The sequence below is a fragment of the Mesorhizobium sp. M5C.F.Ca.ET.164.01.1.1 genome (genome assembly GCF_004792125.1).
GTDB classification, from domain to species: Bacteria; Pseudomonadota; Alphaproteobacteria; order Rhizobiales; family Rhizobiaceae; genus Mesorhizobium; species Mesorhizobium wenxiniae.
The window spans coordinates 207,594-219,606 of the sequence record NZ_SRTG01000006.1 but is presented as its reverse complement, the minus strand read 5'-3'; the positions used below and the strand labels follow the sequence as shown (position 1 = coordinate 219,606).

Sequence of the window (12,013 nt, the reverse complement as noted above, 5' to 3'; positions counted from 1 at the left end):
AGGTCCGAACCGAAAGCAACAATTCATGGCAACCTTTTCGCAGAAGCCTGCGGATGTGGTGAAGAAGTGGGTGCTGATCGACGCCGAGGGTCTCGTCGTCGGCCGTCTCGCCACTGTCATCGCCAATCATCTTCGCGGCAAACACAAGCCCACCTTCACCCCGCATGTCGACGACGGCGACAACGTCATCGTTATCAATGCCGACAAGGTGGTGTTCACCGGCAAGAAATTCACCGACAAGGTCTATTACTGGCACACCGGCCATCCCGGCGGCATCAAGGAGCGCACCGCGCGCCAGCTGCTCGAGGGCCGTTTCCCCGAGCGTGTCGTCGAAAAGGCCGTCGAACGCATGATCCCGCGTGGCCCGCTCGGCCGTCGCCAGATGAAGAATCTCCGCGTCTATGCAGGCACGGAACATCCGCATGTCGCCCAGCAGCCCGTCACGCTCGACGTGGCCAAGCTGAACGCCAAGAACAAGAAGGTTTCGTAAAATGGCTGAGCTTTCCTCGCTCGCAGAACTCGGAACTGCCACCGGCAACACCAACACGCAGCCGGCTGCACCCGTCCATGTCCAGAAGCTCGACAAGTCAGGCCGTGCCTATGCCACCGGCAAGCGCAAGAACGCCATCGCACGCGTCTGGGTGAAGCCCGGCTCCGGCAAGATCGTCGTCAACGACAAGGTGTTCGCCGAATATTTCGCGCGCCCGGTCCTGCAGATGATCCTCAACCAGCCGATCATCGCCGCCAACCGCGCCGGCCAGTATGATATAGTCGCCACTGTCATCGGCGGCGGGCTTTCCGGCCAGGCCGGTGCTGTGCGCCACGGCATCTCCAAGGCGCTGACCTACTACGAGCCGGCGCTGCGCGCCGTGCTCAAGAAGGGCGGCTTCCTGACCCGCGACAGTCGCGTCGTCGAGCGCAAGAAGTACGGCAAGGCGAAGGCCCGCCGCAGCTTCCAGTTCTCGAAGCGCTAAGCGCTCCGCAGCTTCAAACACTCGAAAGGCCGCCTCCGGGCGGCCTTTTCCTTTGGCGATTACTAACCTGTCCCAAATTCAAGACCGATCGGCCGGTGCCTTGATGAAGTCGATAAACGCCCGCAACGGCGCCGGCACGAGACGCCGGCCGGGATAATAGAGGAACGGCCCGGGGAAGCTCTGCCACCATTGCTCAAGGACCGGCTCAAGGGCGCCACTCTCGAAGCAAGGGCGAAGCCAATCCTCGAAGAGGCTGACAATGCCAGTACCGGCGATGGCTGCATCGACGGCGAGATCGGCCGCCCCGCCTAGGGTCACCAGAAGCGGCCCCATCGGATCGACCCGCACCACCTCGCCGTCTCGCTCGAATTCCCAAAGCGGCATCGCGCCGCTGGAGAAGCGGCCGCGCAGGCAAGCGTGGCCGATAAGGTCGCGCGGGTGTTGCGGCCGGCCATGGCGGTCAAGGTAGGCAGGACTGGCAGCAGTGGCGAAACGCTGCAGGCGCGGTCCGATCGGCACCGCGATCATGTCCTGTTCCAGCCGCTCGTCGTAACGGATCCCGGCATCGCAGCCGGCCGCCAGCACATCGACAAAGCTCTCCTCGGCGATCACCTCCAGCCGGATGCCGGGATAGGCGGCGAGAAACCGCGGAACAATGCCGGGCAGCACCAGCCGCGCCGCGCTGACCGGCACGTTGAGGCGCAATGTACCTGCCGGTCGATCGCGGAAGCCGTTGACCACATCAAGTGCTGCCTCGACCTCGGTCAAGGCCGGGCCGAGCCGAGCCAGCAAGCTCGCACCCGCGTCGGTCAAGACGACGCTGCGGGTCGTCCGGTTAAGCAGCCTGACACCGAGCTGCGTCTCGAGGCGGCGCACCGCCTCGCTCAGACCGGACGCGCTGCCGCCGCTTGCACGCGCGCCTTCGCGAAAACCGCCAGCACGCGCCACCGCCAGAAAGGCATTCAGATCACCAAGCTCGACATTCATTGTTCGCTATTCCGCACAACCCGTGCGGATAGTAACGGATTATCAGGACAGCAGACAGCGGCTATTTCTGCCTCATCAATCGAAGGAGACAGACTATGTCCAGCATAGACAAATCAGGCACGTTCACTCTCGGCGACCGCACCGTGAAGCGGCTCGGCTACGGCGCCATGCAGCTCGCAGGACCCGGCGTGTTTGGTCCGCCTAGAGATCACGACGCAGCCTTGGCCGTGCTGCGCGAAGCCGTTGCGCGCGGGGTGAACCACATCGACACCAGCGACTTCTACGGCCCGCACGTCACCAATCTACTCATCCGTGAAGCGCTCGCGCCCTATTCCGATGATCTCACCATCGTCACCAAGATCGGTGCCCGTCGCGGCGCGGATGGCTCGTGGCTCCCGGCCTTCTCCCCCGAAGAACTGACCCAGGCGGTGCATGACAATTTGCGCAATCTCAGGCTCGACGTGATGGACGTGGTCAACCTCAGGATCATGTTCGATACGCATGGCCCGGCCGAAGGCTCGATCGAGGCGCCGTTGACCGTCCTGGCCGACTTGCAGCAACAGGGCCTGGTGCGCCACATCGGATTAAGCAATGTCACGTCAGCGCAGATCGAAGAGGCGCGACGGATCGCCAAGATCGTCTGCGTGCAGAACCAATACAATCTGGCGCACAGGGGCGACGATGCCTTGATCGACAAACTCGCCCGCGACGGCATCGCCTATGTGCCGTTCTTTCCGCTCGGCGGCTTCAACCCGCTGCAGTCGTCTACCCTATCCGGCGTCGCTCAGCGCCTCGGCGCCACACCGATGCAGGTCGCGCTCGCCTGGCTGCTCCGTCGCGCGCCCAATATCCTGCTGATTCCCGGCACCTCCTCTGTCGCGCATCTCAGGGAGAACCTGGCCGCAGCCGGACTCGATCTGCCGGAGGATGCCGTCAGCGAGCTGGACGGCGTGGCGATGGCCGCCTGACGGGCGGGCTCTGGCGACCATCCAAGAGAAGCAGCTCCCTTGCCTGCTCCGATCCAGTCTAGTTGATGCTTGCGGTGTTTGCCGGCTCCGCCGGCCGCGCTTCTTCAGGATAGGGCACGCGGTAGCCGTTCGCCGCCAGCCAGTCGATCGCCGCTTTCGGCTCGTCGGTCTGGATGATGGTGGCGCCGCGCTCGGCCCAGAAGCCGTAGGTCTCGCGCGGTAGGCTGGCGAGCACCGCCAGTTCGTCGCCGCGACCGCCGGCAAGAAAGCCGCCCGGCTTGTTGACGATGGCGTAGGTGTTGGCCCAGATGTGCCAGTCGCCCCTTATCGCTGCCGCGCGCATGCGGGGGCTGAACAGCGGCCCACCGGTGTCGGTCAGCGCCTCTGACCCCGCGCGCCAGTTGATCATCTCGACCGCGCGCGGCGAAAAGATCCCGCTGATCTTCTCGGCGAAACCGGCGTCGCGAACCGCGTCATCGGCGATAATCGGCATGAACTGGAAACCACTGCCGATCGCGCCCATGGCGGCTTTGACAGTGGTGATTCTGGCCGGATTCCACAGGTTCTCCTTGACGATCACCTGTTCGGCCATGCCCAGATCGCGCGCGACCGCGATCATGCCGGCCAGGCTGTCGACGTCGAGCTTGTTGTCGATGTTGATGAGGATCCTGTCTTTGGTCGCCATCAGCATCTCGCGCAGCGTCGAAACCGGCTCATCAGTGACAGCGCCGGTGCCTTCAATCACCAGTCTGCAGGTCTTGAGTTCGGCCAGCGTGCGCTTGATCACCTCGCCATTGCAATTCGTCGTGCGGTCGAGCCAGCTGTCATGCATGACAACGAACTGGCCGTCCTTCGAGCGCCTGACGTCGACCTCGACGATTTCGGCACCCAGCGCGATCGATGCCTCGACGGCGGCGATCGAGTTCTCCGCATAGAGCGTTTTGCGGGCTTGCATGCTGCCGGCGCGGTGTGCCGCCACCATAACATGGTCGCGCCACTGGTTGGCGTGTTCGAAACGGTCGAGAATCTGTCTTGCGCGTGTTTCGCCTGCCGATGCCGTGCCTGTGAACAGCGCCAAGGCGGCGGAGAGCAGAAGGTTCAGCCAGGTCATTCGCATGAGAATCGCTCCGTACCGGATGGAGCCCCGGTTAAGCGACGCACGTGACAGCCTGGTGAACGAAGCCGGCTTCGCAAATGCCGGAAGTCCGGTCAATGCCGGCTGAAGCGGCCGTTCTGAAACCTCGAACCGGCAATCAGCAGGTCGCCGGCAATCAGCTTGCCGAGATGCTTGGCGCGCCCATATCTGTTCCGCTCCGCGGCCGACACCATCCCATGCGGAGACGGCTATCTACTTACGGTTGCATTCATGCTTACCTACGCAATGCGGGTTTGCCATGCGGGCTCACTTGGCAAGCAAGAATTTGTGAGCGGGCTCGAATGGCCATGGCCTCGGAAGGGGTCGCATTTCTGAGAATTATATCCAATAAGGTTGCGCCTCGACGCACAGGAGATCGCTTTATGCCGAACAGCAACATCGACCACGCCTTCACCGCCCGGGCCAGGACGGGTGCGTCCTTCGAGCCGACCTATGCCGGCGCGCTGTCGTTCATGCGGCGCAAATACACGAAGGACGTGAAGGGCGCGGACGCGGTGGTGTGGGGCATCCCCTTCGACGCCGCCGTCACCAACCGGCCGGGTGCGCGCTTCGGGCCGCAGGCGATTCGCCGCGCCTCGACCATCCTCGACAACGATCCGCAGTATCCGTTTTCGCGCGATCTGTTCGAACATCTCGCCGTGGTCGACTATGGCGATTGCCTGCTCGACAGCGGCAATCACCAGAAGACACCTGCTACAATCGAGCGCGAGGCGGCAAAGATCCTGAAATCCGGCGCCTTCCTGCTGTCGCTCGGCGGCGACCATTTCGTCACCTGGCCGCTGCTCAAGGCGCATGCCGCCATCCACGGCCCGCTGGCCATGGTGCAGTTCGACGCCCACCAGGACACCTGGCCGGACGACGGCAAGCGCATCGATCACGGCTCCTTCGTCGGCCGTGCGGTCAAGGAGGGCATTATCGACCCCGACCGTTCGATCCAGATCGGCATCCGCACCCACGCGCCTGATACCTTCGGCATCAAGATCCTGTACGGCCACGAAGTCGAGGAAATGCGGCCGTCCGATATCGCCTATGCCATCGTCGACCGCACCGGCGGCAAGAAGGCCTACGTCACCTTCGATATCGATTGCCTCGACCCGGCCTTCGCGCCCGGCACCGGCACACCGGTCGCCGGCGGGCCGTCCTCGGCAAAAATCCTGTCGGTGCTGCGCCAGATCAATCAGGTCGATATCGTCGGCGCCGATGTCGTGGAGGTTGCGCCCGCCTATGATCACGCCGATATAACGGCAATTGCCGGGTCGACAGTGGCCATGCACTATCTCGGGCTCCTGGCGGAACGAAAGGCTCGACTCGAAGAGCTGAACAGCGGCAATCACGCCGTCGCCGCATTGAATCAGGCAAGCGGCATATAACTTTGAGATAACAGGAATTCAGGCAGGCAATGAAACCGAAAATCTTCATCGACGGCGAGCACGGCACCACCGGTCTGCAGATCAGGGCGCTGCTTGCCGAACGCGGCGACCTGGAGATCATCTCCATTCCGACCGAGCGCCGCAAGGAACCGGCTGCTAGAGCCGAGTTCCTCAACGCCGCCGATGTCGCGATCCTGTGCCTGCCGGATGCAGCCGCAAAAGAAAGCGTTTCGCTGATCACCAACGACACCACAAGGGTTATCGACGCCTCGACCGCGCATCGCGTGGCCGAAGGTTGGGAATATGGCTTCGCCGAAATGGACAAGGATCAGGCGAAGACAATCGCCAGGGCGAAGCGAGTCGCCAATCCGGGCTGCTGGCCGCAAGGCCCGATCGCGACGCTCAGGCCGCTGGTGGCGGCCGGGCTGTTGCCGCCGGATTTTCCGGTCACCGTCAATGGCATTTCGGGCTATTCGGGCGGCGGCCGGCCGATGATCGAGGGCTATGTCGCCAAGGGCGAGGATGCGTCGGAATTCCTGCCCTACGGGCTGACCCTGCAGCACAAGCATGTGCCGGAGCTCAGGACCTATGCGAAGCTGTCGCATGACCCGATCATGCAGCCGGCGGTCGGCAATTTCGCGCAAGGCATGATCACCGTGGTGCCGCTGCAGCTCGGCGGCCTCGATTATGTGCCGACCGGCGCCGAGCTTCATGCGGCGATTGCCGACCATTTCGCCGCGATTGATGGCGGCGTGGTCGAGGTGGCGCCCTATGCGCATCTGGAGCGCGTACCGGAGATCGACCCCGAAATCTACAACGGCACCAACCGGATGAAGCTCTATGTCTTCGCCAATGACGACAGGGCCCAGGCGCTGCTGCTCGCCGTCTACGACAACCTCGGCAAGGGCGCCTCGGGTGCTGCCGTGCAGAACATGGATCTGATGCTCGGCCTCAAGCACTGAATGGACGCTCCGACATTTCCAGAACGCTGGAAGGTCAGCGCGCCAGAACTGATTGCCGAGACGTTCAGCAGCCGCATCTGGAAGGTTGTTCGCGCGGACGGCGCGCCGGCGATCGTCAAGGCCCTCAAACCTTTCGACGACGTCGCCGACGAATTACGCGGCGAGCATTTTCTCGCCTGGCGGCGCGGCGAAGGCGCGGTGCGGCTGCTTGATCGCGATGGCCACAGCATGCTGCTCGAATATGCCGGCAACAGGCTGCTGTCGCAGGTTCTCGCGGAGCAGGGAGACAATGCCGCCACAGCAATCGCGGCCGAGGTGATGGCAAGCCTGTTCTCGCCATCCGACCACCCTGCCCCACGAGATCTTCAGCCGCTGCGGGTACGGTTTTCCAGTCTGTTCAAGAAGGCGAAGATCGATCGCGACGCCGGCGAAAAAAGCCTCTACGTCAAAGCGGCTGCGACGGCGGAACGGCTGTTGGCCGATCCTGTCGACGTGCTGCCGCTGCATGGCGACCTGCATCACGACAATATCATGCAGGGACCGCGCGGCTGGCTGGCGATCGACCCGAAGGGCGTTCTCGGCGATCCCGGCTTCGATGCGGCGAACATGTTCTACAACCCGCTCGACCGCGACGACCTTTGCAGCGATCCCCAGCGGATTGCCCACATGGCCGAGATCTTCGCTAGAACGCTCGGCCAGACACCGCCCGCCATCCTGGATCACGCCATCGCCTATGGCTGCCTATCGGCGTCATGGCACCATGAAGACGACAACGCGGTCGAGGAAGGCCGCGAGTTGTCCATTGCCACGGCGATCAGGACGGGGCGGCTCAGCCTCTGACGGCGATCTGGTTGGGCAGGGGATAAGCGCCTTTGGTGCCGCGCCAATGCGCTGCAGCAAACCCTAGCAGGACAAGCGCGAATGCCTGATGCGTCAGCGCCATATGCAGCGGCACGTGCATCAGCAGCGTGCCGATGCCGATCAAGGCCTGCACCAGCACCAGCAGAAACAGCACCGTCGCGCGGCGCGCATGCGTCGTGCCGGTTTGGCGGCGGTGCGTCGCGATCATGTGCCAAAGTGCTGCGACGAAGATCGCGTAGGCGCCGAGCCGGTGGATGAACTGCACCGTCTTCGGGCTCTCGAAGAAGTTGCGCCATGCCGGCTCGAGGATCAACAGATCGCCGGGGATGAGCTTGCCGTCCATCAGCGGCCAGGTGTTGTAGCTCAGGCCGGCGTCGAGCCCGGCGACCAGCCCGCCGAGATAGACCTGGATCAGCGCCAGCAGCACGAGGAAGCCGGCCAGACGCTGCGTCGAACGGTCGGCGGCCGGTTCGGAATGTGGGGCCAATCCACGCGCGACCACCATGGTCGCGGTGAAGATCAGCGCGGCCAGCGTCAGATGCGTTGCCAGCCGGTACTGGCTGACGGAGACCCGGTCGACCAGCCCGGACGCCACCATCCACCAGCCGATCGCGCCCTGCACGCCGCCGAGAAAAAGAATCCCGATCAGCTTCGGTCCAAGACCGCGTTCGATGCGGCGCGTCGCCCAGAAAAACACCAGCGGCACGGCAAAAACGATCCCGACGCTCCGCGCGAGGATCCGGTGCACCCATTCCCACCAGAAGATCGACTTGAACGCTTCGATGCTCATGCCCTGGTTGAGCTCAGCATATTGCGGGATCTGCTGGTAGCGCTGGAACTCCTCCTGCCATTCGGCGTCGTTGAGCGGCGGGATGATGCCGTGGATCGGCTGCCATTCGGTGATTGACAGGCCGGACTCAGTGAGCCTGGTGGCGCCGCCGACCAGCACCAGCACGACCAGCATCAGCAGCACGACGTAGAGCCAGCCGCGCACCAGCGCCCGGTTGCGCAGGTCGCGGTCGCGGGCCACGAAAGGCGCGGCAGCTGATATGGCAGCCATAGGCTTGTCCCGGCAGGTTGCAGTCGCGGATTGGTGAACCATCGCAATCCAACTGGCAAGACCGGACAGCGCGGCACGCCGTCGCGCCGCTTCTTGCGGGTTGCGTGCCCCTTCCCTTGGGCCTAAGCGATAGGGATCAACGGGATCGCGAAATGCCCATTCGCCTGAAGAAGCTGATTGGAACCTTCCTGCTGGTGGCGTTGGTCATCGTCTATGCGCTGGTCGCATCGATCGTGGCGGTGGCCCAACTGGCGGAATCGGGACCGTGGGCGCATTTTCTGTTCTTCCTGCTCAGCGGCATGCTGTGGGTGCTGCCGGCTATGGGCATCATCAAGTGGCTGATCCTGGAGCCGCCGCGGCCGAAGAATTGAGGCTCGCTCGCCGCCGCTAGTGGTGAAGCCTGACGCTGTACCCGACGTGTAGGGCAGCTCAGGGTGGTTTTCTGCCTTACGTGTCGCCGATCGGAACGCGCCGGCGGCGCCATGAGCCGACCTTGGATACCGTGATCCTCGACGACTTGTCTCACTTCGATAGCGGATGACATCATTGTTGATGGCCGCGAGCCCGGATTACGACCGCGAAGCGGTCAGAAATCCAAATCCATATCGTGATGATGATGCTCGTGACCGGGAAGCTCCGGCGGCGGCGGGCCAGGCACTTCGGCCACCATGGCCTCCGTCATGATGAGGAGGCCCGCCACCGAAGCCGCGCCCTGGAGCGCCGTTCGCACCACCTTGGCCGGGTCGATGATGCCCTTTAACACCAGATCCCCGTACACGCCCGATTGGGCATCGTAGCCATAGGCGTTGTCGTCGTTTTCGAGGATCCCGGCGATGACAACCGAGCCTTCCAGGCCGGCATTGATCGCGATCTGCCGAGCCGGCCAGGTGATCGCCTTCCTGACGATCGCGATGCCGACCTGCTGGTCCTCGTTGCCGCCCTTGAGCTTCTTGAGCGCCCTGCCGGCGCGCAGCAAGGCGACCCCGCCGCCCGGGAGAATGCCCTCCGCGACCGCGGCTCTTGTCGCGTTCATCGCGTCATCGATGCGATCCTTCTTCTCCCTGACCTCGACTTCGGTGGCACCGCCGACCCGGATCACGGCGACGCCACCGGCGAGCCTGGCCAGCCGCTCCTGGAGCTTCTCGCGGTCGTAATCGGAGGTGGTTTCCGCAAGCTCGAGCTTGATCTCGGCGATGCGGGCCTCGATGCTTGCCCGCTTGCCGGCGCCGCCGACAATCGTGGTGTTTGCCTTGTCGATCATCACCTTCTTGGTGCGCCCGAGCATATCGAGGGAAGCGTCCTCGAGCTTGATGCCCAAATCCTCCGAGATCATCGTTCCGTCGGTCATCAGCGCGAGATCCTGCAGCATCGCCTTGCGGCGGTTTCCGTAGGCCGGCGCCTTCACGGCTGCAACCTTGAGAGCGCCGCGCAACTTGTTGACCACCAGCGCCGCAATCACCTCACCCTCGACATCGTCGGCGATGATGAGCAGCGGCTTGCCGGCCTGCACCACCTTCTCCAGCAGCGGCAGTACTTCGTTCAGGCTGGACAGTTTCTTCTCGCTGATGAGGACATAGGCATCCTGCATCTCGACGCGCATCTTTGCGCGATTGGTGATGAAATGGGGCGAGATATAGCCGCGGTCGAACTGCATGCCCTCGACGAATTCGAGTTCGGTTTCGAGCGACGTCCCGTCCTCGACAGTGATCACGCCGTCATTGCCGACCCTCTTCATGGCGTCGGCGAGGCAGCGGCCGATCTCCCTGTCGCCGTTGGCCGAGATGGTGCCTACTTGCGCGATCTCGACGTTCGAGGTGACCTTCGTGGCGTTGTTTTTGAGTTCCGCGACGACGGCTTCGACCGCGAGATCGATGCCGCGCTTCAGGTCCATGGGATTCATGCCGGCGGCCACCGCCTTGGCGCCCTCCCGGGCGATCGCATGCGCGAGCACTACGGCGGTGGTCGTGCCGTCGCCGGCCTGATAGGAGGTTCTTGTTGCGATCTCGCGCACCATCTGGGCGCCCATGTTCTCGAACTTGTTGTCGAGTTCGATTTCTCTGGCGACGGTCACGCCGTCCTTCGTGACCCGCGGCGCGCCGTGCTCCCTGCCGATCGCGACGTTGTGTCCCCGCGGGCCAAGCGTGACGCTCACCGCATTCGCCAGGGTGTCAATGCCGCGCAGCATTCTGTCGCGAGCTTCGAACGAGAACATGATTTCCTTAGCAGCCATTTCCTTGATCCTTAAGACTTAATCTTCAAGGAACGTCCGGGCGACGGCGAAGCTTCATTCGGCCGTGCAGGCGAGATTGTCCCGTGGCAGCCCGAGCCTATTCCAGATATCGAACAGAGCTGCCGCGAGCTGATCAATCATGATGTCCTCATGACAGGGTGTCGGCGTGATGCGCAGCCGCTCGGTTCCCTTCGCCACAGTCGGATAATTGATCGGCTGGATATAGATGTGGTGCTCGCTCAGCAGAAGGTCGCTCGCCGCTTTGCAATGCGCCGGATCGCCGACTGCCACCGGCACGATATGGGTGTCGCTCAGGATGACCGGCAGCGCAGCGGCACCCAGCGCCGCCTTGACCCGCTGGACGCGGTCCTGCTGGCGCTTGCGCTCCCACTGCGAGGTTTTCAGATGCCGGATCGCCGCTGTGGCCGCGGCGCAGATCGCCGGCGGCAACGCGGTGGTGAAGATGAAACCCGGAGCATAGGAACGAACCGCATCGATCAGAACAGCACTTCCCGTGATATAGCCGCCGAGGCAGCCGAAGGCCTTGGCGAGCGTGCCTTCGATCACATCGATCCGGTTCATGGCGCCGTCGCGCGCGGCGATGCCGGCGCCGCGAGGGCCGTACATGCCCACTGCATGGACCTCGTCGAGATAGGTCATTGCGCCGTAACGATCGGCGATATCGCAAATGCGATTGATTGGCGCGACGTCGCCGTCCATCGAATAGAGACTTTCGAAAACGATGAGTTTTGGCCGATCCGGACCCGCCGTCTTCAACAAATCCTCGAGATGATCGACGTCGTTGTGGCGAAAGATGCTCTTCTCCATACCCGACTGGCGAATACCCTCGATCATCGAGTTATGGTTGAGAGCATCGGACAGGATCAGACAACCGGGGATCAGCTTGGCGATGGTCGAGATGCCAGTCTGGTTCGAGACATAGCCGGACGTAAAGACCAGTGCTGCCTCCTTGCCGTGGAGATCGGCAAGCTCGCCCTCGAGCTCTACGAGCGGATGGCTGGTGCCGGAGATATTGCGGGTCCCGCCGGCTCCCGTTCCCAGTTGGCTAGCAGTCTCCACCATGGCGGCGACCACCTTTGGGTGTTGTCCCATCCCGAGATAGTCGTTGGAGCACCAGATCACGACGTCCTTCGGTCCATGCGGGGAATGCCACACGGCATTGGGAAAGCGTCCGGCGATGCGCTCAAGGTCCGCGAACACACGGTAACGCCGTTCCTCCTGCAGACGCGCGATCGCATCCGCAAAGAAACTGTCATAACTCGTAATTCCTGGCTCCGAGATACTCCCCTGCCGATCGACCATATCGCCCGAATCTCCGGTCGTCGGAGGTCCAAATCGCCGCAGCGCAATGACGTTCTTTACGCCGCCTGGTTTGCCGGTGTGCAACGCTGTGGGTTTCGCCATCGCCAGATACCCCTGCTTGC

Annotated in this window: 12 protein-coding genes; 7 read left to right on the top strand and 5 right to left on the bottom strand. The window is 63.2% G+C overall.

Annotated elements, in window-relative coordinates:
- Positions 1 to 25: 25 nt before the first annotated feature.
- Positions 26 to 490 carry a 50S ribosomal protein L13 gene (gene rplM / locus EN807_RS26670; protein WP_023798353.1) on the top strand — a complete coding sequence of 155 codons (465 nt, stop codon included), beginning with the start codon at positions 26 to 28 and terminating at the stop codon, positions 488 to 490.
- A 1-nt stretch (position 491) separates the two neighbouring features.
- Positions 492 to 974 carry a 30S ribosomal protein S9 gene (rpsI, locus tag EN807_RS26665; RefSeq protein ID WP_023717316.1) on the top strand — a complete coding sequence of 161 codons (483 nt, stop codon included), beginning with the start codon at positions 492 to 494 and terminating at the stop codon, positions 972 to 974.
- A gap of 78 nt (positions 975 to 1,052) precedes the next feature.
- Here the strand turns inward: rpsI and EN807_RS26660 are convergent, their stop codons facing one another.
- Positions 1,053 to 1,961, bottom strand: coding sequence for a LysR family transcriptional regulator (locus EN807_RS26660; RefSeq protein ID WP_135937331.1), 909 nt, complete (start codon positions 1,959 to 1,961; stop codon positions 1,053 to 1,055).
- A 95-nt stretch (positions 1,962 to 2,056) separates the two neighbouring features.
- On the opposite strand from EN807_RS26660, the gene EN807_RS26655 reads away from it, so the two are divergent.
- Entirely contained in the window at positions 2,057 to 2,929 is an 873-nt protein-coding gene (locus tag EN807_RS26655) for an aldo/keto reductase family oxidoreductase (protein ID WP_135937330.1), read from the top strand.
- A gap of 58 nt (positions 2,930 to 2,987) precedes the next feature.
- Here EN807_RS26655 and EN807_RS26650 read toward each other — a convergent pair whose 3' ends face one another.
- Positions 2,988 to 4,046, bottom strand: coding sequence for a glycerophosphodiester phosphodiesterase family protein (locus EN807_RS26650; protein ID WP_135937329.1), 1,059 nt, complete (start codon positions 4,044 to 4,046; stop codon positions 2,988 to 2,990).
- Between the two features lie 401 nt (positions 4,047 to 4,447).
- Between EN807_RS26650 and speB the strand changes: the two genes are divergently transcribed.
- From speB to EN807_RS26635, 3 genes are read left to right on the top strand one after another with little or no spacing between them, the layout of a single operon-like run.
- Positions 4,448 to 5,455 (top strand): agmatinase, encoded by a 1,008-nt coding sequence (gene speB, locus EN807_RS26645; protein WP_135937328.1) that lies wholly within the window; start codon positions 4,448 to 4,450, stop codon positions 5,453 to 5,455.
- Positions 5,456 to 5,484: 29 nt separating this feature from the next.
- The gene (gene argC, locus EN807_RS26640; RefSeq protein ID WP_135937327.1) at positions 5,485 to 6,417 is read left to right on the top strand and encodes an N-acetyl-gamma-glutamyl-phosphate reductase; all 933 of its coding nucleotides are present in this window, start codon (positions 5,485 to 5,487) and stop codon (positions 6,415 to 6,417) included.
- Positions 6,418 to 7,257 (top strand): aminoglycoside phosphotransferase family protein, encoded by an 840-nt coding sequence (locus EN807_RS26635; RefSeq protein WP_135937326.1) that lies wholly within the window; start codon positions 6,418 to 6,420, stop codon positions 7,255 to 7,257.
- Here the strand turns inward: EN807_RS26635 and EN807_RS26630 are convergent.
- Positions 7,247 to 8,338 (bottom strand): COX15/CtaA family protein, encoded by a 1,092-nt coding sequence (locus EN807_RS26630; RefSeq protein WP_135937325.1) that lies wholly within the window; start codon positions 8,336 to 8,338, stop codon positions 7,247 to 7,249. The genes EN807_RS26635 and EN807_RS26630 overlap by 11 nt on opposite strands.
- A gap of 152 nt (positions 8,339 to 8,490) precedes the next feature.
- On the opposite strand from EN807_RS26630, the gene EN807_RS26625 reads away from it, so the two are divergent.
- Positions 8,491 to 8,709, top strand: coding sequence for a DUF2842 domain-containing protein (locus tag EN807_RS26625; RefSeq protein WP_029353452.1), 219 nt, complete (start codon positions 8,491 to 8,493; stop codon positions 8,707 to 8,709).
- 215 nt (positions 8,710 to 8,924) lie between these two features.
- Here the strand turns inward: EN807_RS26625 and groL are convergent, their stop codons facing one another.
- Positions 8,925 to 10,568 carry a chaperonin GroEL gene (groL, locus tag EN807_RS26620; protein WP_135937324.1) on the bottom strand — a complete coding sequence of 548 codons (1,644 nt, stop codon included), beginning with the start codon at positions 10,566 to 10,568 and terminating at the stop codon, positions 8,925 to 8,927.
- 54 nt (positions 10,569 to 10,622) lie between these two features.
- A complete protein-coding gene (hemA, locus tag EN807_RS26615) occupies positions 10,623 to 11,891 on the bottom strand; it encodes a 5-aminolevulinate synthase (protein ID WP_135937394.1) in 1,269 nt (422 codons plus the stop codon).
- Between the last annotated feature and the right edge of the window lie 122 nt (positions 11,892 to 12,013).